Here is a 22020-nt window from a genome sequence, read left to right on the forward strand (position 1 = left end):
ACTTGTTAGTTTGGAGAACAAAGATACAAAATATTATTCTTAATTAGTTGTTAATTCCTTCAATGAGAACCTCATTTAAATTTTGAGCTAAATCGTTTGCGTTAAGGTCCTCTTTTTTAGGAATCCACAGATATAATGATCGCAATGTAGTTAACATAGAAAACATAATAATTTCGGGATTGCTCTGTTTCATTTCATTAGCTATAATCCCTTGTTTAATAATCTCAAGAAAATTGTTCTCATAATCATTTCTCAATTGTAAGTAGTACTCTAATTGATCTTCGAGATGCATCCAATCATTATTTAGAGAAGCCATACCATTGGTATTATTAGCAGTAATATTCACATGAAGTGCTACGATTTGTTTCAGCTTTGAGATATTAGAAATCTTAGCATTTATAATAATATCCATTCCTCTGGTAAACTCTTCGGCTATGGCAATAATAATTGCTTTTAGTATCTCTTGTTTGGATGTGATGTGATTATAAAGACTGGCTGCCTTGATACCCATTGCAGTCGCCAAATCCCTCATAGTAACAGCGCTATATCCTCTTTCTTTAAAAAGTTTTGCAGCGGTATTTATGATTTCTTCTTTGCGTGTTTCGGCTTTCATTGGCACTAAGATACATATTCAATTTAAACTAAAAGATAAACTCGTATGTAACAGAAAGGGCATTTTTTTAATTCATAACTTTGTAAGGCTTTACAAAAAAAAGCATCTAAATACATTATGGACAAACAAATAGAAACTAACCCTTTAATTGATAGATTACCTCCACATTTAAAACAATTTATCAAACCTCAAAACTACAATGATTATTCTCCAATTAATCAAGCAGTTTGGAGATATGTAATGAGAAAAAATGTATCCTATTTGAGTCGTGTTGCACATAATTCTTATTTAAAAGGGTTGGATATGACTGGGATTTCTATTGACACCATTCCCAGCATGTATGGCATGAATCGTATTTTGAAAAATATTGGCTGGGCTGCCGTAGCTGTAGATGGTTTTATACCTCCAAATGCATTTATGGAATTTCAAGCCTATAAAGTTTTGGTGATTGCTTCCGATATCAGACAATTAGAAAACATTGAATACACACCTGCTCCTGATATTATTCATGAAGCTGCTGGTCATGCACCCATTATTGCAAATCCAGATTATGCCGAATATTTAAGACGTTTTGGAGAAATTGGCGCCAAGGCTATTCTTTCTGCACATGATAACGATATGTATGAAGCTGTGCGATCACTTTCAATTTTAAAAGAGGCCACATCTTCAACTCCAGAAGACATCAAAAAAGCTGAAGCTTTGGTTAATGAACTTCAAAATAAAAAAGTTCCACTTTCTGAAATCGCAAAGATTAGAAATTTACATTGGTGGACTGTAGAGTATGGACTTATTGGAACCGTTGAGCAACCAAAAATTTATGGAGCGGGTCTTCTATCATCTATTGGAGAAAGCAAGTGGTGCATGACAGATGCAGTTGAAAAACGACAGTATAGTATAGATGCAGCAGATATTGAATTTGATATCACTCAACCTCAGCCACAACTTTTTGTAACGCCTGATTTTGCATATCTCATGGAAGTTCTTGAAGAATTCTCGGGCACCATGGCACTGAGAAAAGGTGGTTTTAGAGGGTTGCAAAAACTCATAGATTCAAAAAAAATAGGTAGTATCGAATTAAATACTGGTTTACAAATTTCTGGTGTTTTTACTGAAATGATTACAGATGAAGACAACAATGTCGTTTTCTTTAAAACTGAAGGACCAACTGCTTTAGCTAATAGAGAAAAAGAACTAATAGGGCATGGTACAGAAGCAAACCCAAATGGGTTTAGCTCACCTATTGGAAAACTTAAAGGGATTAGCCTAGCTATTGAAGATATGAGACCTAGAGATTTAAAGGCTTATAATTTTTACGACGGAAAACGAATTTCCATAGAATATGAAAGCGGCATCACCATTGAAGGTTTAAACGTCACCGGAATAAGAAACGTCTTTGGTAAATTAATTCTTATCGAATTTGAAGACTGTACTGTTCAATACAAAGACAAACTTTTATTTTCTCCAGACCAAGGTACATTTAAATTAGCTGTAGGATCATCAATTATTTCTGCATTTGCTGGAGCGGCAGATTACAGGTCGTTTGATAACCTATATCATATTTCAGAAACAAGAACAGTACAAAAACCTAAAAGTAAAACCACACTAGAGCTAGAATCACTTTATAAAAATGTAAGCGATATAAGACAGTCGACTTACGATACTATAGCTATTCATAATATCTTTAGTACAATTTTAGACAACCACAAAAACGATTGGCTTTTATCATTAGAGTTGTATGAATTAACAACTAAACACGACAAAAACTTAAGTCAAACGATTTTAAATCACTTAGAAGATTTAAAAACCAAACGACCAGAAGTAGCGCATTTGATTACAAACGGATTAGAATTAATTACAAATTAGACTTTTTATTATGGGGTTATTAGGATTTATTTTTGGTGCAAAAAAACGTCAGGTTAAACGTTATTTAGAACATGGAGCTGTTATATTAGATGTGAGAACGCAACGAGAATGGGATAAAGGGCATATAGAAAACTCGGTTCATATACCTTTAAACGAATTAAATGCCAGAGTTGATGAAGTTAAGCAGCTTAACAAACCGATAATTGCTTGTTGCGAAAGCGGTGTTCGTTCTGCCAAGGCGGCAAAGTTTTTAAACCTTAACAACATTGATGCTATTAATGGTGGTGGTTGGGTTAGTGTACAATACAAGTTATAACTTGATATCGTATAATTTTTCTGAAGAATCTATAGGATTTTCATTGTATTGCAATGTCCACCCTAAAGAATTGGTAAGAATATAGAACTTGGCCAATTCACTAATTAATCTATTTTGCGCATTTGATTTTAAATCTGAAGCTTCAATTTTTTTCATCAACGACCTTTTAACTATCTCCTTAATATCATTATAATCTTTTGCTTCAAACTGATTCAAGAAATCTGCTTGAATATCGTAATATTCGAAATCGGGATTTATTTTGATCTCTTCTTTTGGAATCTTAATAATACGTAAGGTTTTGGTCAACTCATCAATTTCGTATTCTATCAAACTCAAATCGTAACCAATAGTCACATCGGCATTAACAATCACTATAGCTTGCTTTTTGGCTTCTAAGAGATCGGCAAAAACGGCTTTAGAATTCTTATAGGTAAATACTTCACTAAAATGTCCTTCGGTAACAACTAGCTTACCAACATTTTTAACTTGTTCTTTTATGAGTGCCGTATGCTCTTGAAGTACAATTTCGTCTTCCCTCTTATCTCCACAATATTTGAATGTGAAGAGTACGATGAGTGTAATAATAACTCCGAATAGAATTTTTCGCATATGCTAATTTACACAAAAAAACATTAGTTTTCTTCGACAGTAAAGCCTAAACTAATGTTAATTCAAATTGATTAATAGCATTACAAATCTAGTTAATTGGTAATACTGTTCTGTTATCTAATCTTTAAGCAAGAATTAAATAATTATGTTTTCTTCAATTCTAGTTTTTCAGCAAAATAATCACAAAAATCTTTCATTGTTGCTGTCATCTTTTCATCTTGAGTCGCTCTGTGAAATGTATTACTCATTTCCACTAAAGTTTGATGAAAAAACTGTTTCATTTCGTCAACTGGCATATCTTTAGTCCAAAGATCTATACGCAAGGTTTCCTTAGCTTTAGCATCCCAAACCGCAAGCATCATTGCTTTAGCTTCTTCGTTAGAAATGCCTCCATCTTCGGCTGTCCAATGCAGCTTTTCAGGCACTCTGTTTTCGTCAAGTTCAACACTAAGTTCTATTTTTGAAGTATGATTATTTGCCATTATTTTGGTGGTTTATAATTAGATTTATTAAATATCTCAGCTGCATCTGTCTGCAACATTTGTTGTAAGGACACATCATTATTTTTCATGTAGGCTCTCACGATTTGCCATCCAATGTATTGTCCGAGTCTACCAGGTGTTTGACTATCCAGTTCTAAATAAAATTTAGAAAAAGGCGCATCAGCAATAAAACGTGCTGGCAAGCTACTATCAGTATTATATAGCATTTCTTTTTCAACAAACTCGGTCCAGATTACATTTTCATTGAGTTTAGCAAATTCTAATTGATCAGGTCTATAGCCAATTTTTTCGGCATCAGTTTTGAACGGAATCATTTTATCTTTGAAGTACAATTGCTTTCCAAAGAACACCATTTCGTCTAGCAATGTTCTTTTTTGAGATTGAAAGATTTGCTTTTCACTGTAGGCTTTAGCCAAATCAACAACAATTTGAGATGGCCTCATATTCTCTGCTAAATATTTTGGTATACCCGAATAAAACTCATGATTACTTCCCAAGTAGTTGTCAATCGCAATTAAAACGATTGTATCTGTGACTATCAATTTTTCACGATACTTTACAAAATTGGTTAAGGTTACAACCTTTGGCTCTGAAAACGCCTTATCATAATACTTTAAATGTTGGAATAGCGCTTCAATTTCATTACTTACCGTTTTAAAATCACCAAACGTATCGTGAGTCGCTTGGTGCAACTCTTTTTGAATGGTGTCGTTCATTCTATTAATCCAAATTGAATCTGGTGTTCGTTTTGAAAATAAAAACGGAAAGGCCTTTTTCAGGGTTCCTAATTCATCTGATTTTGTAGTAGCAAAGGCACGATCAAAACGCTCAATAACAATATTGGTTTCTATTTTAGAAATCTCATTTTCTAAAGCATCTTCATTTTTACAACTAAAAAACGAGATGAGAATAAGACATAATACAGGTATTCTTTTCATCTATCTTGATTACAAAAACTTAATTCAGCTAAATTTTTATTACTAACGTGATTACGCTATTTTTGTTACACAAAGGTACTACTATTACATAAAAAACACATTAAAATGCAGACAGAAAAAGTTGTTGATCATATTGTAAACTGGCTTAAAGATTATGCTACAAATGCTAGAGTAAAAGGATTTGTTATAGGAATTTCTGGCGGAATTGATTCTGCTGTCACATCAACACTTTGTGCAAAAACCGGATTAGAACTACTCTGCATTGAAATGCCTATCCATCAGGCTGCTAGTCATGTGAGCAGAGCACAAGAACATATAGAACAATTGAAACAACGTTTCCCAAATGTTAGGGACAGTAGAGTTGATTTAACACCAGTATTTGAAGAGTTTAAAACTGAAGTACCCCTTGATGGTAAACAGGCTACCGTAGATATGGCATTAGCTAATACGAGAGCACGATTACGAATGACAACCTTATATTATCATGCTGGACTTTTAGGACTATTGGTTGCTGGAACTGGTAATAAAGTCGAAGATTTTGGAGTTGGGTTTTACACGAAGTATGGCGACGGTGGCGTTGATTTAAGTCCGATTGCAGATTTATTAAAATCTGAGGTATATGAGATTGGAGAATACCTCAAAGTTCCAGATTCGATCATGAAAGCAGCGCCTAGTGATGGTCTTTTTGGTGATTCGCGGAGTGATGAAGACCAAATTGGAGCCTCCTATCCAGAATTAGAATGGGCTATGAAAATGAAAGATGAAGGGAAGACTGAAAACGACTTTGATGGACGCCAAAAGCAAGTGTTTCAAATATTTATGAGATATAATCGTTCGAATACACATAAAATGATTCCTATACCAATTTGCGAAATTCCCAAAGAATTTAAATAATTGTTAGGTTTCTCGTTAAAAAAAAGCGATTATATTGATTTTTTTTAGTAATTTTGCAATGCAAATCTCCACATTCTTGAATTTATTTTTATAAGTTCTGGCACTCTATACTAACTAACCAATTAATTTATTGTATTATGATCAAGGTATTAGTCGTTGACAACCATCCTATCGTAACTACTGGCTTTCAACTTTTATTTGAAAATCACGACGAAATCCAAATAGTTGGAACCGTTGGAAGTGGAGTGGAAATATTTGAATTTGTGCGTCGCCATGATGTAGATGTCATTGTTTCTGAAATTGAACTTCCTGAACTTAATGGTATAACTGCGCTTAGAGCCATTAAAAAAGAACACAGCCACATTAACATTATTATGTTTAGCTATCATCCTGAAGAGATTTATGCTATAAGTACTATTAAGGCAGGAGCATCTGGTTATGTGTCAAAGTCTGAACCAACAGATGTCATTGTAAAAGCAATAAAGTTGGCGCATCAAGGGGAAATTCATCTCAGCAATAAGATGTCTAAACATCTTAATTACAATGATACTAGACAAACAAAAAGCAGAATCTACAAGCGCTTATCTACTAGAGAAGTTGAAGTTTTGAAACTATTATCTTCAGGTAAGAAAAACAAAGAAATAGCTCAAGAACTCGACATTAATGAAAAAACGGTAAGCACTTATAAAGCGCGACTATTTAAGAAACTAAATGTGACCAACCTTATTGATCTTGTAAATCAAGGAAAGCAGTTAGATATCACTTAAATCTTTCCACCAACTACCTTACCAAGTTTTCTAGAAAGAAGCATTTTTAGACCAACATAATCTTTAACATCTTCAAGGATATTGCGGTTATTTACGTCTTCACGTAAGGTATCATTCTGGTATTCTGCTACTTTTTTATCTATTAAGTAACAACGTAGTGTTAAAATAGTTTGCGTGACATGTTGAGCAATACTGTGCTTTTTTTCTTTAGGAATGATATGATTGCGCTCCCAATCGTGTAAGCTATAGCGTTCATCATTCATCAAAATTGTAGTTACAGCACTAGCCAATTCTTGATCAAGCTTATTAACAAAATTCTTGGTAGAGAATTCTGGTTCTTGGTTTAAGGTATCTATAATAGTATAATACAATAATTTAAAATTGGAGTTAGAAAATTGCATCTCGTCTTCTTGCAAATCGAGGTATATTTTTTCAAATACCTTGGCATTATGTATAACAGGCTCTAACTGTAATTCACCATCTTCAGATTCTTTTAGAACTAAATCTTCAAAATCCTCAGTTTCTGTTCCATAGAGCAACAAAATTTCAATAATCTTACGCTCTAACTCATATTGAAGATCAACTTTCGGTGCTTTAGCCTGAGGTTTAACAACATCAAATGCTTTTTGTTGGGTCTTAATCGTTTTATTGGCTTCCTGCACCTCTTTTTTTGTAATCTGAGCCAAAGTACTAAACAGTACATCTTCACTTATATCCATGATACGTGAGCACTCTTGAATATAAATTTCCTTTTTTATTTGATCTGGAATCTTAGAAATACTATTTACAATATCTCTAATGGTCTCTGCTTTTTTTATAGGATCATTATTAGCTTCTTTGATAAGCAAAGACGCTTTGAACTGAATAAAATCTTTCGAATTGTCGTTAAGGTACGTTGTCAATTCTTCCAACGTATTTTGTTTTGCAAAGCTGTCGGGATCCTCACCTTCTGGGAAACCACAAACTTTGACATTCATACCTTGTTCTAGAATCAAATCTATACCTCTAATAGAAGCTCTTATTCCTGCAGCATCACCATCAAAGAGAACAGTGATATTATTAGTTAATCGATTAACTAATCGAATCTGTTCTGGTGTTAAGGCCGTACCAGAAGATGCCACAACATTTTTAATTCCAGTTTGGTAAAACTGTATGACATCGGTATATCCCTCAACTAAATAACAGTTGTCTTCTTTTGCTATAGATTGCTTAGCATGATAAATTCCATAGAGGATTTTACTTTTATGGTAGACCTCACTTTCAGGAGAGTTTAGATACTTGGCTGCTTTTTTATCTGAAGTTAATATACGTCCGCCAAATCCTAAAACGCGTCCGCTCATACTATGAATTGGGAACATCACACGCCCTTTAAAACGATCGAATTTCTTTTCAGGTTTCACGATAGTTAACCCTGTTTTTTCTAAAAATTCTAATTGGTAGCCTTTTTTTAAAGCTTCATCTGTGAAGGCTTGCCATTCATCTAACGAGTATCCTAAGTTAAATTGTTTTATTGTTTCATTTGTAAAACCTCGCTCTTTAAAATAACTTAAACCAATAGCTTGACCTTGATCTGTTTTAAACATAATGCGTTCAAAATAATCTTTGGCAAACTCATTAACTAGATACAAACTTTCACGCTCATTGGCTTCCTGCTTCTGTTCATCGGTTTGCTCAGTTTCTTCAATTTCAATATTGTATTTCTTGGCCAGATATTTTATAGCTTCCGGATAGGTAAAATGTTCATGCTCCATCAAAAATGTGACAGCATTCCCTCCTTTTCCGCTAGAGAAATCTTTCCAAATTTGTTTTACGGGAGATACCATAAAACTTGGAGAACGCTCATCACTAAAAGGGCTAAGGCCTTTAAAATTACTTCCTGCCTTTTTTAGTTGAACAAAATCACCAATTACCTCCTCTACTCGGGCGGTGTCAAATACTTGTTCTATGGTGGATTTTGAGATCAATTTCAGAAATAATAATAGAACCGTAAATTTAACAAAAAAGCTCCATTACTAAAGTAAATGGAGCTTTTTAATTGCATATATAGCTAGACTAATCCAAATCAAATCTAAATCCTATGGACAGATTATGCTGATCAAATGTTTGATCTTTAAACAGTGGGCTTAGGTCATACTTTGCATAAATTCCTAAAGTTCCATAGCCAACATAAGCGCTTAATCCATACACAAAAGGTGAAGCGTTATAACTACGTCTTATTTTTTCCTTCACGCGATCTCCATCTTCTTTAAATCGTAGTTTTTGTTGCGTTCCTATGTTAAATCCTGCATAACCACCTAAACCTATTTTGAAATGTCTTGCGGTGCTGTATCTAAAATAGCCCTTACGTTCTATTTTTTTTGAAGGCCCAAATTCAAAATGCAACGGAAACACCAAGTTTGTAATTCTAAATTCAGACTCTTTTAACTCACTAGGGAACGTTTCTAAAGTTGTTGTATTTCCATTTTGAACAAAATACCTATCATCTTTAGGTGTTAATTTATTCCACATAAATGAGAAACCATATTTTAAACGCACGGCGTTATTATCTTCAAATAGTCTTGTTTTCCATGCAATACCTAATTCTACAAATCCAGATTGCATAAAGGTATACTCATCTCCAATTTTTTGCCCATCTCCAATGGCATTGTTAAATCCAGCTGCAAATACGAGATCACTTGTTGTTCGCTTATCATACTTTCTTGGCTTCCGTCTTGAACTAACGTTAAGACCACCAAGCTTACTCAAACTAAAATTAAAGTGAACTTCGTCATCATCTCTATCATCATAATAGGCATCATTTCGCTTTAATAATTCAATTTTATTATCAATAATTGCAAGTCGGTTTTCAATATTAAGAGCACGTCTCTTTGCAGCTTCTTTTTTGAGTTGCTCTGCTTTGGTTTCTGTAATCTCACCTTTAGATAGACGTTCATTAATAACCTCTACCTCTGCTTTTAAGAATTCTCGCTCTTCATCTTGAATTTTTGTTTTTAGTCGTTCCAACGCGCTAATCTTGAAATTTACTTCTTTCAACAACGTTGTGTCTTTTTCTGTTTCTTGTGCACTCAAATTCGCTGTAATTAGGCATAGAGAGAGTAGCACTACGTACTTAGTAATAGTGTTCATAATGTTTGTTTTTAATTGATGATTATTTAATTGTTACGCTCGGCGACTGCAGTTTTTACCGTATTGTAACTGGATCTTAAAGCCTCAAATACTTTGGTTCTAAACGATTGTTCGAGATCGGCTTCAACGTCTTGAAGTAATGCATCTGCATCGACCGTTCGCGTTGTTTCGTTATAGATTCGTTGCTTTAAAATGTCTTTTTCTGCTTGTTTTAAAAGATCTTCTATTTCTTGACTGGTTACTGTTGTACCATCTGTGTCTAAAGCTTTTATTTGATTAACAACTTGAAGTACTTTTGCATCTTCAGGAGTTAATGTGTTTGTCGCAATAGCCTTCTTTTCGAAACTGTTTTCTTCATTCGCAATGGCAACAACAGCATTCAGGGATTTATGATCATTTACAATCTTGTCTTGTTTTACAACTGACGTTCTCTTTTGTTCGGAAACTTGAACTATTTGAGTATGGTCTTCTTGAATTAACTTCACTGAAGAGACATCCATTTTAGTCTCATTAGTTGTCTCAATAGCGTCTTCGTTTAAAATTTCAACAATCGCGTCTTTACGTTCTAGAGTTTCAGTAGGCTTAGGCATCTCTTTATTCTCAAGGTTTTCTTTAATCTCAGTATCTACAAGTATTGGTGAAACTGATTGTTCTTCTGAAGACTTGAAAAATAAGGTCGTTACAAAAAGTACGCCTACAATGCTCGCAGCAATACCTATATATAAAAACCAACTTCTTGAGTTTTTCTTATCATGAGTATCAAGCTGATTTGAAAGCTTATTCCAAGCATCAGTTGATGGCTGAATCGATCGCTTTTCTAACTTGTCTTTTATATTTTCTTCAAATTTAATTGGTGCCATAACTTGTTGTATTTATGTCCTTAATTTTTTTCTGAAGCATTTGTCTCGCTTTAAATAATTGTGATTTTGAAGTCCCTTGAGATATATTTAGTATCTCTGCAATTTCATAATGTTTGTAGCCTTCAATAGCATACATGACAAATACCATTTTATAACCTTCGGGAAGCTCATCTATGATTTGTTGAATTTGTGCCACTTCAATTTGAGATTCTACATTATTGTATTGCTCTTGAGTGAACGGTTCATCTTCAACTGAGAATTCGATATGCTTTTGTTGTCTTAAAAACGAAATTGATTCTCTTACCATAATACGCCTTAACCAACCTTCAAAACTTCCTTCATTTTTAAAATTCTTCAGATTTGTAAACGCTTTAAAAAAACCATTCAACATTACAGACTCTGCATTTTGCATATCTTTTACATAATATCTACATATACTTAACATTTTAGGCGCATGAATTTCAAACAATGTATGCTGTGCATCTCGCTTACCTTTAGCCGCTTTTTTTATTAGCGTAGTATTGTTTTTATGATGTAATTGAATGACTTTCAAAATAGCTTTCGTTTGGTCTTCTATTTATAAAGACGCAATAATGATGCAAATGGTTGCCCAATGCTTAAAAAAATTTACAATATATTGATTTTCAGATATATAAAATTTATTTTTTCCTATCAATAACATAGTTTACCATCAACTCAAGTGCAGTTTTATACTCAGATTCAGGGTATGATTTTAAGATTTGTAAGGCTTCAGCTTGGAACTCTTTCATTTTATTAACGGCATATTCGAGTCCGTTATTCGTTTTCACAAAAGCAATAACCTCTTTAACTCTCTTTTTATCTTTATTGTGGTTTTTAATTGAATTGATGAGCCAAGACTTTTCTTTCTTCGAGCAATTATTGAGTACATGAATAAGTGGCAACGTCATTTTTTGTTCTTTAATGTCAATCCCTGTTGGCTTTCCTATAGCTTCTTCACCATAATCAAATAAATCATCCTTTATTTGAAATGCCATACCGATAAGTTCTCCAAATTTTCTCATAGACTCCACATGATCTGAATTGGGTTTTACCGAGGCGGCTCCCAAACTGCAGCAAGCAGCAATCAATGTTGCTGTTTTTTGTCTGATAATATCGTAGTAGACTTCTTCGGTGATATCTAATTGCCTTGCCTTTTCAATCTGAAGTAATTCTCCTTCGCTCATTTCTCTAACGGCAACCGAAATAATTTTAAGCAAATCGAAATCATTATTATCAATAGACAACAATAGACCTTTAGATAATAGGTAATCTCCAATGAGTACGGCTATTTTATTTTTCCATAGGGCATTAATGGAGAAAAAACCACGTCTACGATTACTATCATCGACCACATCATCATGAACCAAGGTGGCTGTATGAATAAGTTCTATAACCGAAGCTCCTCTGTATGTACGTTCACTTACCTGACCATTATCAACCATTTTTGCTACTAAAAATACAAACATGGGACGCATTTGTTTTCCTTTTCGGTTAACAATGTAATGCGTAATTCGATTTAACAAGGCCACTTTACTCGACATAGAAAGTAGAAACTTTTGTTCAAAAAGTTCCATTTCATATGTAATGGGTTGTTTTATTTGTTCGGTAATCTTCAATTAGAGTGGCTATTCTTATCTGTGTTTTACAAAATTACTAATAAAGTAGGTATTGAAATTAAATACTGGTAATAATTCGTTAAAATTTAAATGTCAGAAATAGGCTATAACTTTATTTTGTATATTTAATAGTTAATTAATTAAAAATCCGAACTTTATGAAAAAAATTACTTTATTACTGTTATTATGTTTATGCACTCATTTGAGTTATTCTCAAATTCTTTTTGAAGATGACTTTGATGGCTCAGGTCCAGGTATCGCAGGTTGGACTGTAACTGATGTCGATGGACAAACACCTAATGCTGCTGTAAGTGAGTTTACAGCCGCTTGGATAGAAGTTGACAAGGATGCGAGTGGTTCAGGTGGCCCTAACTATGGTGGTCCTGCTGGAGATTTTGCTGTAGCCAGCACTTCTTGGTATACACCTGCAGGTACTTCTGATGACTGGCTAATTACGCCTCAAATTAATTTAACCTCTGATGCCACATTATATTGGGATGCAAAGGCGCAAGATGACGGTTTTCCTGATGGATACGAAGTTAGGTTATCAACGTCTGGAACGAATACGGCAACAGATTTTACCGAATTATTGTTTTCTATTGTGGCTGAAGATGCAGCATATCAATCAAGACAAGTTGATCTTTCTGCCTATACAGGACAAAATGTATACATCGCTTTTAGAAACAATTCTACCGATCAATTTGTATTACTAGTAGATAATGTTGAAGTTTCGGTAACACCTTCGTGTGTTGTACCAACAGATTTTACTGCTGGAACTGTAACTGCTACAACGTATGAAGTTACTTGGATGGATACCAATGCTGGTACGCCAAACTGGGAAATAGAATGGGGAGCAGATGGATTTACACAAGGCACAGGAACATCAGTAACTGGCTTAACATCAACGTCGTATACATTTCCTGGCTTAATGCCTGAAACAACATACAATTTCTTCATCAGAACAAATTGTGGTGGTGCCGAAGGTGATAGTGATTGGGTTGGACCAGTAGCATTTACAACCTTATTTGATTGTTCTACAATTGTATTACCACTTGATGAGAACTTTGTTAGTGAAAGCTCATTTAATTCTTGCTATGGTGTTGAAGATATAGATGCTAATGGTACAGCATGGATACAACAGGCATTAGACTTAGATGGTGATTTAACTGATGAAACGTTTGCTACTAATGGATCAAACGGACTTAACCCTAAAGATGATTGGCTAGTTTCTCCAGCATTTCCTATGACAATGGATGCGACTTATACAGTTGACTTCTCATTTAACGGAGCAAATACAGCAACTAACAATGCCAATGAAAGTTTAGAGGTTCTTATTTTAGACGGTCCTACATCATCAGCAAACGTTCTGGCTACACTTTACACTAATACTGGTATTGTACAAACTGGTGCTTTTGCAGAATTGGAAAACATGGCTACAAATATCGTTCAAGATTTTGATGCTACTGCAGATGGAACATTCCATGTGGCATTCCGTACAACGTCTCCAGCAAATAGTGGATTCTTATTATTGTTTAACTACAATATCGTAGAAACATTAAGTGTTGATGAATTTGACAGAAACAATTTTAGTTACATCTACAATAAAGACACAGATCAATTAACTCTTGAATCTACAAGTTTACCACTTGACAGCATGGAGTTATATAGTATCTTAGGTCAAAAGGTTGTGTCGAGAGAATTATCTCAAAATCGTGAGGTAGTTGACATGTCTCGTTTAACAGATGGTGTTTATCTAGCTACTGTAACCATTAATGGTAGTAGTAAAACATTTAAAATCGTTAAACAATAAATATAGATTCAACATCAAACAAAAAGAGCTGCAAATTGTAGCTCTTTTTTTATGTTTTATTTGCGAGTTGACCACATGCAGCATCAATGTCCTTTCCACGGGAACGCCTTACTGTAACTGTAATATTATGAGCTTCCAGCATAGATACATACATGTCTATAGCTTTGGAATCAGCCTGCTGAAACTCGCCATCATCTATAGGATTATATTCGATTAAATTGACCTTGCTAGGTGCGAATTTGCAAAATTTAATAAGAGCATCCACATCTTTTTTAGAATCGTTTATACCATCCCAAACCACATATTCATAAGTGATTCTATTTTTTGTTTTGGCATACCAATACTCTAATGCTTCCCTCAAGTCCTCCAACGGAAATGTAGCATTAAAAGGCATTATTGATGTTCGGGTTTCATTAATAGCTGAATGCAATGACACTGCCAGTTTAAATTTCACCTCATCATCGGCCATTTTCTTGATCATTTTAGGCACGCCTGACGTTGATACTACGATGCGTTTTGGTGACATTCCCAAACCTTCTGGAGATGTAATCTTATCAATAGCCTTGAGTACGTTTTTATAATTCATGAGTGGCTCTCCCATTCCCATAAACACAATATTACTCAAAGGTCTATTGTGATACAATCGGCTTTCTTTGTCGATTGCCACAACTTGATCATAGATCTCATCTGGATTTAGATTACGCATACGTTTTAATCGTGCAGTAGCACAAAATTTACAATCTAAACTACAACCTACTTGGCTTGACACACAAGCTGTTGTTCTATTTTTTGCTGGTATTAAAACCGACTCTACAATTAGACCGTCGTGTAAACGTACTGCATTTTTTATAGTACCATCGGCACTTTTTTGCATTTGGTCTACCTTAATATGATTGATTACAAAATGGGTTTCGAGTTTTTGACGTGTCTCTTTAGAGATATTAGTCATATCCTCAAAAGCATGAGCACCTTTACTCCATAACCATTCATAAACTTGGTTTCCTCGGAATGCCTTATCGCCTTCTCTTACGAAAAAATCCCGAAGTTGCTCCTTCGTTAATGCGCGTATGTCTCTTTTTTTAATTTCCATTTCTGGTGCAAAAGTAATGAAAGGAATAACGATATTCGATATTCGATTTATGATTTTATAGTGCCTTAACTCGCATTAGTGATGGAAGCGGCATCCTTTTGCCTCTTTTTGGCAAAAGATATAGCTGAGAGCACGACCCTTTTGGGAATGCCCAAATAAAAAGCCTCATGAAAACATAAGGCTTTAAATAGTATCATATTGTGCTATTAAATAATGAGCATCGCATCACCATAGGTGTAAAAACGGTACTTCTCTTTAACAGCTTCTTCATAAGCTTTTTTCATAAAATCGTGACCTGCAAACGCAGATACCATCATCAATAATGTTGACTTAGGTGTATGGAAATTAGTAATCATACTGTTGGCAATACTAAAGTCGTAAGGTGGAAAAATAAATTTGTTGGTCCATCCCGAAAACTCATTAAGTGTACCACTAGATGACACCGAACTTTCAATGGCTCGCATAGCTGTCGTACCAACTGCACATACACGCCTTTTTTCTGCAATTCCTCTATTGATAATATCTGTAGCTGGTTTAGTAATATAAATTTCTTCGCTGTCCATTTTATGCTTAGAAAGATCTTCCACCTCAACTGGATTGAAGGTTCCTAATCCAACATGCAATGTTACTTCAGGCAACTCAATACCTTTAATTTCTAAACGTTTAAGCAAATGTTTCGAAAAGTGTAAACCTGCTGTTGGAGCTGCTACAGCACCTTCATTTTTAGCAAAAATAGTTTGGTAACGCTCTTCATCTTCTGGCTCTACATCTCTTTTGATGTACTTAGGAAGTGGTGTTTCTCCAAGCTCTGTAAGCTTTCTTCTAAATTCACTGTAAGACCCATCATATAAGAAACGTAAAGTTCTACCTCTTGACGTTGTGTTATCAATAACTTCGGCAACTAATGTTTCGTCATCACCAAAGTAAAGTTTATTACCAATTCTAATCTTACGAGCTGGATCTACCAACACATCCCAAAGACGTTGTTCTTCATTTAATTCTCTTAATAAGAAGACTTCAATTCTAGCACCAGTTTTTTCTTTGTTGCCATATAAACGTGCTGGAAATACTTTGGTGTTATTTAAGATCATCACATCTCCTTCGTCAAAATAATCGATGATATCCTTAAATAGTTTATGTTCGATTGTTTGATTTTTTCTATCCAAAACCATTAATCTAGATTCGTCTCTTATGTCTGAAGGACGCTCTGCTAATAATTCTTCTGGAAGGTCAAAATTGAAGTGTGATAATTTCATGTGCTATTGTTTTATTTATTTTGATAAGTCTCGCGATAGTTTCAGCATTATCTTTTGCTGACTTCAAGAGTCTTATTTTTTTACAAGTTGCAAATATACAATCTCAAGATAGGGGTTGTCAAGTAAAACGCTGTATTTATTTGGAAAATTTAAATCCGAGCGTTTTTAAATCGTCCCAAAACGTTGGATACGATTTAGAAACTACCATGTGATCTTCGATATTTAAATTAGTTTTTAAGGCCAAAGGGGCAAAAGCCATAGCCATTCTATGATCATTATAGGTTGCGATAGTGACATTGTTTTTAATCAATGAAGGTATATAGAGATCAAGTGCATCTTCGGAAATATCAACTTTAGCATTTAACTTTTCTAGTTCATTTTGAAGTGCTACCAACCGATCGGTTTCTTTTATTTTAAGTGTATGCAATCCTGAAAGATGACAATTTACACCTAATCCGAGGCAGGTTACAGCAATTGTTTGAGCTATGTCTGGAGCGTTATTTAGTTGAAATTCTACAGCTTTTTCTTGAATGATCTCTACTTTTTTTAAAGTGATGGTATGATCTCCAAATACAGTGTCTACACCAAATGTTTTATAAATTTCTGCTAACACAGAATCGCCTTGTAACGAGTCTTGTTTATAGGATGACAATTTAATCTCTGTCCCTAAAGGACTCAATGCAATAATGCTATAAAAATAAGACGCCGAAGACCAATCTGACTCCACTACTAAAAGATCACATGATAGGTTTGAATGCTTAGGTTCTACCTTGATAACTTGATTTTCAAATGTTGTTTTGACTCCCACTTGATTGAGCAAATCTAATGTCATATTGATATAAGGAATAGACGTGATTTTTCCTTCTAAGGTCAATTCTAGTCCGTTTTCCAAACTTGAAGCAATAAGTAATAATGCAGAAATATATTGACTACTCACATTAGCCTTTAATGTTACTTTATCTTTTACTAGATAAGTCCCTTTAATTTTCAGTGGTGGACAACCATGTGCTTCGAGGTATGTAATTTGAGCACCTAATTGGTTTAAAGCATCCACTAATATTTCGATAGGTCGCTCTTTCATTCGGTCTGAACCAGTGAGTACCACCTCTCTACCTATTTGTTGGGCAAAGTAAGCCGTAAGAAAACGCATTGCAGTTCCTGCATGATGTACATCGATCACATCATCTACAGATATCAAGGCCTTTTGCATGACTTTGGAATCATCAGAATTTGAAATATTCTCTATGCTTAATTCTGGGTAGAGTGCCTGTAATAATAGTAATCTATTGGATTCGCTTTTAGAGCCCGTGACTATAATTTCGGATATGTTTCCGATTTGAGATTTGTAAAGCTGTAGTGTCATAAAAAAATTCCTGCTTGCGCAGGAATGGTTTATTTTAGTTTGTCGTTATTGTGATGTCTATCGTGATCTCGTTTGGCTTTTTTATCCATTTTTTTATCGAAAGCACTTTGCAGATCTATTCCTGTTTGATTTGCTAGACACAAAACTACAAAAACTACGTCTGCTAATTCCTCTCCTAAGTCCTTATCTTTATCACTTTCTTTTTCACTCTGCTCACCATAACGTCTCGCAATTATTCTAGCCACTTCGCCAACCTCTTCAGTAAGTTGCGCCATATTAGTGAGCTCGTCAAAATATCTTACGCCATGTGTTTTAATCCAATTATCAACATCCAGTTGAGCATTTTTAATATTCATGTTACACTTTTTTAAGTACGACTTGTTCCGATTGCTTTTCAACAATCTTTTCATAAAAATCTTTGAACACTTTATAATCGTCAGAATTTATAAAAGACGCATTCATCTCCAAAGAAATATTTAATTGAAGAAATTTACCACTTTCTTTAATGATATATGTAAACTTAGCATCATTATCTTTAAACTCATACGCTCCATTTTCTGGTAAGGATTCAACTTGATACCCATCTGGAATCATAATATTGATAACATACTTATCTTCAAATGGAAAGCTAAAATCGATTGGATATTGTCGCTCTTCTAATTTAAACGGACTCTCTTTTGTTGCCATAAAAAACATTGGTGAAAAATATAAATTTCCGCCGATATCATCTATCCCGTCGCTTAGCGTATAATCATACGACAATCTTATGGGCTGAGTAATATCCGTATCATTTTTATAGTCGATATTAGAAACCTCGATATCACCTTTGTTTTTTTCAAGACGTTTTCTGTGTTCATCTGTACTAATTCCGGTGTTACTCTTTCTATAAGATAAAGCCAAATGATCTGAAATGTTGCGTCTTACTTTTCCGTTAATAGTAAAATCTTCATTGATTTTTACGTTTAATGATGTAGATTCTGTTGATTTTCCTGATGGTCTTAAAGATACCCAACCTGAAGTTCCATCATCTTTTATTACACGGCCTTGCCAATTTAATGCACGTTGCGGCAATACATTAACCATACTATACATTTCGGTAGCATCAAATAAGGCATAACTATCTTGATTCTCCACCATACAAATCACATAATTAAAACCTTTACGTGTAGGAAACAAAGGAATACCGTTATTTTTTGTACTTACCAATACTGGGTTAGCATTCACGCCTTGGGAGCGCAACATTGCAATCAATAAAAGGTTGATGTCTGCTACATTACCTTCACCTTCTTTATATGCTTTACGTATACCTTTTTGTGCTCTAAAACCATATAATCCATTCCACTTTACCTTAGATTTTACAAAGGTTTGCAAGGCAAAACCTTTTTGAAAATCATCATTAACAGAGGCAACAAGTGATTGTATATCTTCTTTAAAAAAGCCAGATCTATTAAGCTGATTTCCAAAATCGGACTCGTCATATATGGATTTTGACACATTTTCCCAATTAGATGAAAATGATTTTTCTACAGCGCCATAATTGTTTAAAATTGCCGACAGTTCTAAACTCATTTTAGCTCTATAATTATTCATATTACCTGCGTAGGCCTCTCCTTTTAATGACGGAATATTTGTTTCGTTAGCCGAAAGCACATTGACTTTATATTCAAATGTACCGCTCGAATAATTTTTAACACTTCTAGATGCCTGATTGTTTTGAACTGTTCTTTTATAGGTAGCCGATTTGTTTTCAACAGTACTTTTGATATTCGGATAATAAAATGCTCTTGGATTCACTTTCTTATTATAGACATAATATTCTGGGCTTGCTATTCTCAAATCCAATTTATCAACGGGAATATTATATTGAAATACAATATCATCTATAGTCAAAAATGGAGAAATTACATCATAGGTGAATTCAATGACACAACCTTCATTAACATTAGGCATTGTAATAGTATTAATCTCTATAAAATCAGTGGCATCTTCTTCAAAAATACCCTCTTTTTTTAGTTTGTCTTTTTCAATCTTTCCGTTTACAAGATTATAAGTATACCCCTTTAATCCTGTCAATTTCTCTTTACTTCCTGCCCCAGCTTGGTACAAGAAAATCTTCTCGGTAGCAAAGTCAAAGCCATCTTTATTATATATTTTGATGCGTTCATGTATTTGTCGTCGTTGTACAAAACCTCTTTCATCAGTAAACTCGAAATAAATATTTTCATTCTTATATAATACAGCAGCGCTAGCGCTCGAATCTATTGGATGTTGCTTTTGAGCTAATTCTTCTTTAGACACTTTTCCAAATTTGTAATTTTGAGCCTTACTAGACATCGTAACTGCTACAAGCAGAATTAGTATTAATAGTTGTTTCATAGTTAGGTATATTGATTTAGTTAGTAGTTAGTACAACTTTAGTTTTATCATACTTCACAATAGTTGACATAAAAGAGCGGAAATCGTCGTACTCTTCTTTAGGATAATAGCCTTTATTTAAAATGTGTGTTCGTTTATAGACCAATTCATGTTCTGAGCGTTTTTCAATAGAGAACTTGTAAGTCCCAAATTTGTTGACTATTTCTATTGGATTTGGCATAGCTTCAACCTTAAGATCTGGAGCTATTTTAATAACAAACTCATCCACATCTTTATAGCCTCTTTCAATTTCAAAATCTAAAGTTCTGTTTTCGTAGCGCGTTGGAATACTTTTAATTCTGTTAAAAGCATTAGGTTGAAACAATAGACGTTTTCCAGTTTTGGTAACAAAACTAGATGAAGATACATTTACTTTTTCTGTAAACTCAACATGATCTTTATCGTTATTAAACTCTATATTTTCTACCGAAAGATTATTGATATAATCCCAATACTCTTTAAAATATAATTCTTGTTCTCGCAAAGGTCTTTTTTGAATACCTTCATGCTTTGCATATTGATAACCATAAGTTTTTATGGTAACGCTTCCAGAAATTTCTCCGTTTATCATAAGGTTAACATCTGCATTAGTCAACTGTAGGTTATCTTCTGTTTTATATGTTGTGGTGTGTACTATTTTACCACCTTCTGGTGTAATTAATAAAGCGTCTCGATCATCTGTAAAGCTTGCAATAAAACCAAACGGATTGGTTTGACTTGTACATTCTAACCAAATATCTTTCTCTTCATTAGGAACGCATAATACAACATGATTTCCTTCGGTAGCCGAAAATTCTTTATCTATACTCACCAAATCTTCATCACCATAAATCACTGCATAATGTGCTTCGACACCTACTTCTTTTAGTAATGCTTTGGTATAGTTTGATAATCCTTTGCAATCGGCATAACCCAAGCGCTCAACATCTTCTGCCAACATAGGTTTCCAACCACCAATACCTACTTGAACACTTATATAGCGTGTTTTTTCTTGCATATAGTTGTATACAATTCTAGCTTTTTCAATATCAGAAGTTGCATTTTTTGTGAGTGCTTTTATTTCAGTTTTTACAGCATCTGGTAGGGCTTCTGTTCCCGATAAAAGTTCGTCATGCATCCATTTCCCAAAATCTTGCCAGTTGTTATTAATACCTCGTACACCTTCCATTTCAAATTCGGTTAATGCAACTCTCAAAACGGGAGCAAATGTCCTAAAAGAAGGACTATACGCTTCAGGCTTTAAGGACGTTAAATTTTTGGCTGTGTAATGATGGTCACTATGCTTTTCGATATTATAATTTTCAAGGTTGATGGCTTTAGTTTTCAACTCAACACCCGAGTTATTAGTGATTTTATATTCTGAATTCTGAGCACTGACATAAAATCCGTTTATGGGACTCCAACTAGGAAAAAATGCTGTACTCGTATACTCAACTTCTACTTCATAAGATACTGTATATGGATAACTAATTGGTGTATATTCCAGATACTTCACTCGACTATCAGAATATAATGTACCTCCACTTACGGCACTAACATCTTCAAAGTCCTTTTCCTTGAACTTTTTGATTTCATTCCCGTTTTTATCATATATCCTAGCTTCTAATGTTTTAATTTTTATGCGTTTATCGTAAGACTCTACAGTTCCCTGATGTCTTATTCCGCCTTCATTAAATACTGTGACAATACGTTTTCTTTTGTATATAAATTTATTGTAAGCCTTGACTTCAATATCTGTTTTGTCATACCTGATGACCGCATTTGATTTGATTTTTAATTCAAATGGAATCGTTGATGATTTATATAAGTCGGCCTCTTGGGCAAACGACATTGAAGACAGTGATGTTAAGAATAACATCACTAAAATTTTGAAGGGCATTCTTTAGAGTTTTTATTAATAGCTAATTCAAATATAATTGTTTTACTTTAACAAAATGTGTAAAAAACGGAAAAGCAATTA

General features: G+C 34.1%; 20 protein-coding genes. 5 read left to right on the forward strand and 15 right to left on the reverse strand.

What is annotated here, in order from left to right:
• Nucleotides 1–43 precede the first annotated feature (43 nt).
• Nucleotides 44–613: a TetR/AcrR family transcriptional regulator gene (locus KWG70_RS15860; protein WP_230937019.1), complete on the reverse strand. Its 570-nt coding sequence runs from the start codon at nucleotides 611–613 to the stop codon at nucleotides 44–46.
• A gap of 117 nt (nucleotides 614–730) precedes the next feature.
• Between KWG70_RS15860 and KWG70_RS15865 the strand changes: the two genes are divergently transcribed.
• Both KWG70_RS15865 and KWG70_RS15870 read left to right on the forward strand, forming a co-directional pair.
• Entirely contained in the window at nucleotides 731–2476 is a 1746-nt protein-coding gene (locus KWG70_RS15865; RefSeq protein ID WP_230937020.1) for an aromatic amino acid hydroxylase, read from the forward strand.
• A 10-nt stretch (nucleotides 2477–2486) separates the two neighbouring features.
• Nucleotides 2487–2792: a rhodanese-like domain-containing protein gene (locus tag KWG70_RS15870; protein ID WP_230937021.1), complete on the forward strand. Its 306-nt coding sequence runs from the start codon at nucleotides 2487–2489 to the stop codon at nucleotides 2790–2792.
• Here the strand turns inward: KWG70_RS15870 and KWG70_RS15875 are convergent.
• From KWG70_RS15875 to gldB, 3 genes are all read right to left on the reverse strand, one after another.
• Nucleotides 2787–3401: a DUF4230 domain-containing protein gene (locus tag KWG70_RS15875; protein ID WP_230937022.1), complete on the reverse strand. Its 615-nt coding sequence runs from the start codon at nucleotides 3399–3401 to the stop codon at nucleotides 2787–2789. The genes KWG70_RS15870 and KWG70_RS15875 overlap by 6 nt on opposite strands.
• A 143-nt stretch (nucleotides 3402–3544) precedes the next feature.
• The gene (gene gldC, locus KWG70_RS15880) at nucleotides 3545–3883 is read right to left on the reverse strand and encodes a gliding motility protein GldC (protein ID WP_230937023.1); all 339 of its coding nucleotides are present in this window, start codon (nucleotides 3881–3883) and stop codon (nucleotides 3545–3547) included.
• Entirely contained in the window at nucleotides 3883–4842 is a 960-nt protein-coding gene (gldB, locus tag KWG70_RS15885) for a gliding motility lipoprotein GldB (protein ID WP_230937024.1), read from the reverse strand. The genes gldC and gldB overlap by 1 nt, the downstream gene beginning before the upstream one ends.
• A 105-nt stretch (nucleotides 4843–4947) precedes the next feature.
• Between gldB and nadE the strand changes: the two genes are divergently transcribed.
• Nucleotides 4948–5736 (forward strand): NAD(+) synthase, encoded by a 789-nt coding sequence (gene nadE / locus KWG70_RS15890; RefSeq protein WP_230937025.1) that lies wholly within the window; start codon nucleotides 4948–4950, stop codon nucleotides 5734–5736.
• Nucleotides 5737–5873: 137 nt separating this feature from the next.
• Complete coding sequence (locus tag KWG70_RS15895) at nucleotides 5874–6503, forward strand: response regulator (protein ID WP_230937026.1); 630 nt, start codon at nucleotides 5874–5876, stop codon at nucleotides 6501–6503.
• Here the strand turns inward: KWG70_RS15895 and dnaG are convergent.
• The 5 genes from dnaG to KWG70_RS15920 all read right to left on the reverse strand — a co-directional run bounded on the left by dnaG (nucleotide 6500) and on the right by KWG70_RS15920 (nucleotide 12126).
• Entirely contained in the window at nucleotides 6500–8467 is a 1968-nt protein-coding gene (dnaG, locus tag KWG70_RS15900; RefSeq protein WP_230937027.1) for a DNA primase, read from the reverse strand. The two genes, KWG70_RS15895 and dnaG, sit on opposite strands and share 4 nt — an antisense overlap.
• Nucleotides 8468–8555: 88 nt before the next feature.
• Complete coding sequence (locus KWG70_RS15905; protein WP_230937028.1) at nucleotides 8556–9629, reverse strand: hypothetical protein; 1074 nt, start codon at nucleotides 9627–9629, stop codon at nucleotides 8556–8558.
• Nucleotides 9630–9655: 26 nt separating this feature from the next.
• Nucleotides 9656–10489 (reverse strand): hypothetical protein, encoded by an 834-nt coding sequence (locus KWG70_RS15910; RefSeq protein WP_230937029.1) that lies wholly within the window; start codon nucleotides 10487–10489, stop codon nucleotides 9656–9658.
• On the reverse strand, nucleotides 10476–11042 hold the full coding sequence (locus KWG70_RS15915) for an RNA polymerase sigma factor (RefSeq protein WP_230937030.1): 567 nt from the start codon (nucleotides 11040–11042) through the stop codon (nucleotides 10476–10478). Before KWG70_RS15915 ends, KWG70_RS15910 begins: the two co-directional genes overlap by 14 nt.
• 106 nt (nucleotides 11043–11148) lie before the next feature.
• The gene (locus KWG70_RS15920) at nucleotides 11149–12126 is read right to left on the reverse strand and encodes a polyprenyl synthetase family protein (protein WP_230937031.1); all 978 of its coding nucleotides are present in this window, start codon (nucleotides 12124–12126) and stop codon (nucleotides 11149–11151) included.
• Between the two features lie 157 nt (nucleotides 12127–12283).
• On the opposite strand from KWG70_RS15920, the gene KWG70_RS15925 reads away from it, so the two are divergent.
• Nucleotides 12284–13936 (forward strand): T9SS-dependent choice-of-anchor J family protein, encoded by a 1653-nt coding sequence (locus tag KWG70_RS15925; protein ID WP_230937032.1) that lies wholly within the window; start codon nucleotides 12284–12286, stop codon nucleotides 13934–13936.
• Nucleotides 13937–13985: 49 nt separating this feature from the next.
• On the opposite strand, the gene rlmN is transcribed toward KWG70_RS15925, so the two are convergent.
• From rlmN to KWG70_RS15955, 6 genes are all read right to left on the reverse strand, one after another.
• On the reverse strand, nucleotides 13986–15026 hold the full coding sequence (gene rlmN / locus KWG70_RS15930) for a 23S rRNA (adenine(2503)-C(2))-methyltransferase RlmN (protein ID WP_230937033.1): 1041 nt from the start codon (nucleotides 15024–15026) through the stop codon (nucleotides 13986–13988).
• A 206-nt stretch (nucleotides 15027–15232) separates the two neighbouring features.
• Nucleotides 15233–16282 carry a tRNA preQ1(34) S-adenosylmethionine ribosyltransferase-isomerase QueA gene (queA, locus tag KWG70_RS15935; protein WP_230937034.1) on the reverse strand — a complete coding sequence of 350 codons (1050 nt, stop codon included), beginning with the start codon at nucleotides 16280–16282 and terminating at the stop codon, nucleotides 15233–15235.
• Nucleotides 16283–16418: 136 nt separating this feature from the next.
• Complete coding sequence (locus tag KWG70_RS15940; protein ID WP_230937035.1) at nucleotides 16419–17645, reverse strand: 3-phosphoshikimate 1-carboxyvinyltransferase; 1227 nt, start codon at nucleotides 17643–17645, stop codon at nucleotides 16419–16421.
• A 29-nt stretch (nucleotides 17646–17674) separates the two neighbouring features.
• Nucleotides 17675–18001, reverse strand: coding sequence for a nucleotide pyrophosphohydrolase (locus KWG70_RS15945; protein WP_230937036.1), 327 nt, complete (start codon nucleotides 17999–18001; stop codon nucleotides 17675–17677).
• A 1-nt stretch (nucleotide 18002) separates the two neighbouring features.
• Nucleotides 18003–20021, reverse strand: coding sequence for a DUF3857 and transglutaminase domain-containing protein (locus KWG70_RS15950; protein WP_230937037.1), 2019 nt, complete (start codon nucleotides 20019–20021; stop codon nucleotides 18003–18005).
• Between the two features lie 16 nt (nucleotides 20022–20037).
• Nucleotides 20038–21939 carry a DUF3857 domain-containing protein gene (locus KWG70_RS15955; protein ID WP_230937038.1) on the reverse strand — a complete coding sequence of 634 codons (1902 nt, stop codon included), beginning with the start codon at nucleotides 21937–21939 and terminating at the stop codon, nucleotides 20038–20040.
• Nucleotides 21940–22020: the final 81 nt, after the last annotated feature.

Source organism: Psychroserpens luteolus (genome assembly GCF_021032705.1).
Classification (GTDB): Bacteria; Bacteroidota; Bacteroidia; order Flavobacteriales; family Flavobacteriaceae; genus Psychroserpens; species Psychroserpens luteolus.

Coding starts and splice junctions, on each gene's coding strand:
- KWG70_RS15910 (WP_230937029.1), bottom strand. CDS start 10,489: ATGGCACCAATTAAATTTGAAGAAAATATAAAAGACAAGTTAGAAAAG.
- gldC (WP_230937023.1), bottom strand. CDS start 3,883: ATGGCAAATAATCATACTTCAAAAATAGAACTTAGTGTTGAACTTGAC.
- KWG70_RS15875 (WP_230937022.1), bottom strand. CDS start 3,401: ATGCGAAAAATTCTATTCGGAGTTATTATTACACTCATCGTACTCTTC.
- queA (WP_230937034.1), bottom strand. CDS start 16,282: ATGAAATTATCACACTTCAATTTTGACCTTCCAGAAGAATTATTAGCA.
- KWG70_RS15870 (WP_230937021.1), top strand. CDS start 2,487: ATGGGGTTATTAGGATTTATTTTTGGTGCAAAAAAACGTCAGGTTAAA.
- KWG70_RS15895 (WP_230937026.1), top strand. CDS start 5,874: ATGATCAAGGTATTAGTCGTTGACAACCATCCTATCGTAACTACTGGC.
- nadE (WP_230937025.1), top strand. CDS start 4,948: ATGCAGACAGAAAAAGTTGTTGATCATATTGTAAACTGGCTTAAAGAT.
- gldB (WP_230937024.1), bottom strand. CDS start 4,842: ATGAAAAGAATACCTGTATTATGTCTTATTCTCATCTCGTTTTTTAGT.
- KWG70_RS15860 (WP_230937019.1), bottom strand. CDS start 613: ATGAAAGCCGAAACACGCAAAGAAGAAATCATAAATACCGCTGCAAAA.
- KWG70_RS15955 (WP_230937038.1), bottom strand. CDS start 21,939: ATGCCCTTCAAAATTTTAGTGATGTTATTCTTAACATCACTGTCTTCA.
- KWG70_RS15925 (WP_230937032.1), top strand. CDS start 12,284: ATGAAAAAAATTACTTTATTACTGTTATTATGTTTATGCACTCATTTG.
- KWG70_RS15940 (WP_230937035.1), bottom strand. CDS start 17,645: ATGACACTACAGCTTTACAAATCTCAAATCGGAAACATATCCGAAATT.
- KWG70_RS15945 (WP_230937036.1), bottom strand. CDS start 18,001: ATGAATATTAAAAATGCTCAACTGGATGTTGATAATTGGATTAAAACA.
- KWG70_RS15865 (WP_230937020.1), top strand. CDS start 731: ATGGACAAACAAATAGAAACTAACCCTTTAATTGATAGATTACCTCCA.
- KWG70_RS15950 (WP_230937037.1), bottom strand. CDS start 20,021: ATGAAACAACTATTAATACTAATTCTGCTTGTAGCAGTTACGATGTCT.
- rlmN (WP_230937033.1), bottom strand. CDS start 15,026: ATGGAAATTAAAAAAAGAGACATACGCGCATTAACGAAGGAGCAACTT.
- KWG70_RS15905 (WP_230937028.1), bottom strand. CDS start 9,629: ATGAACACTATTACTAAGTACGTAGTGCTACTCTCTCTATGCCTAATT.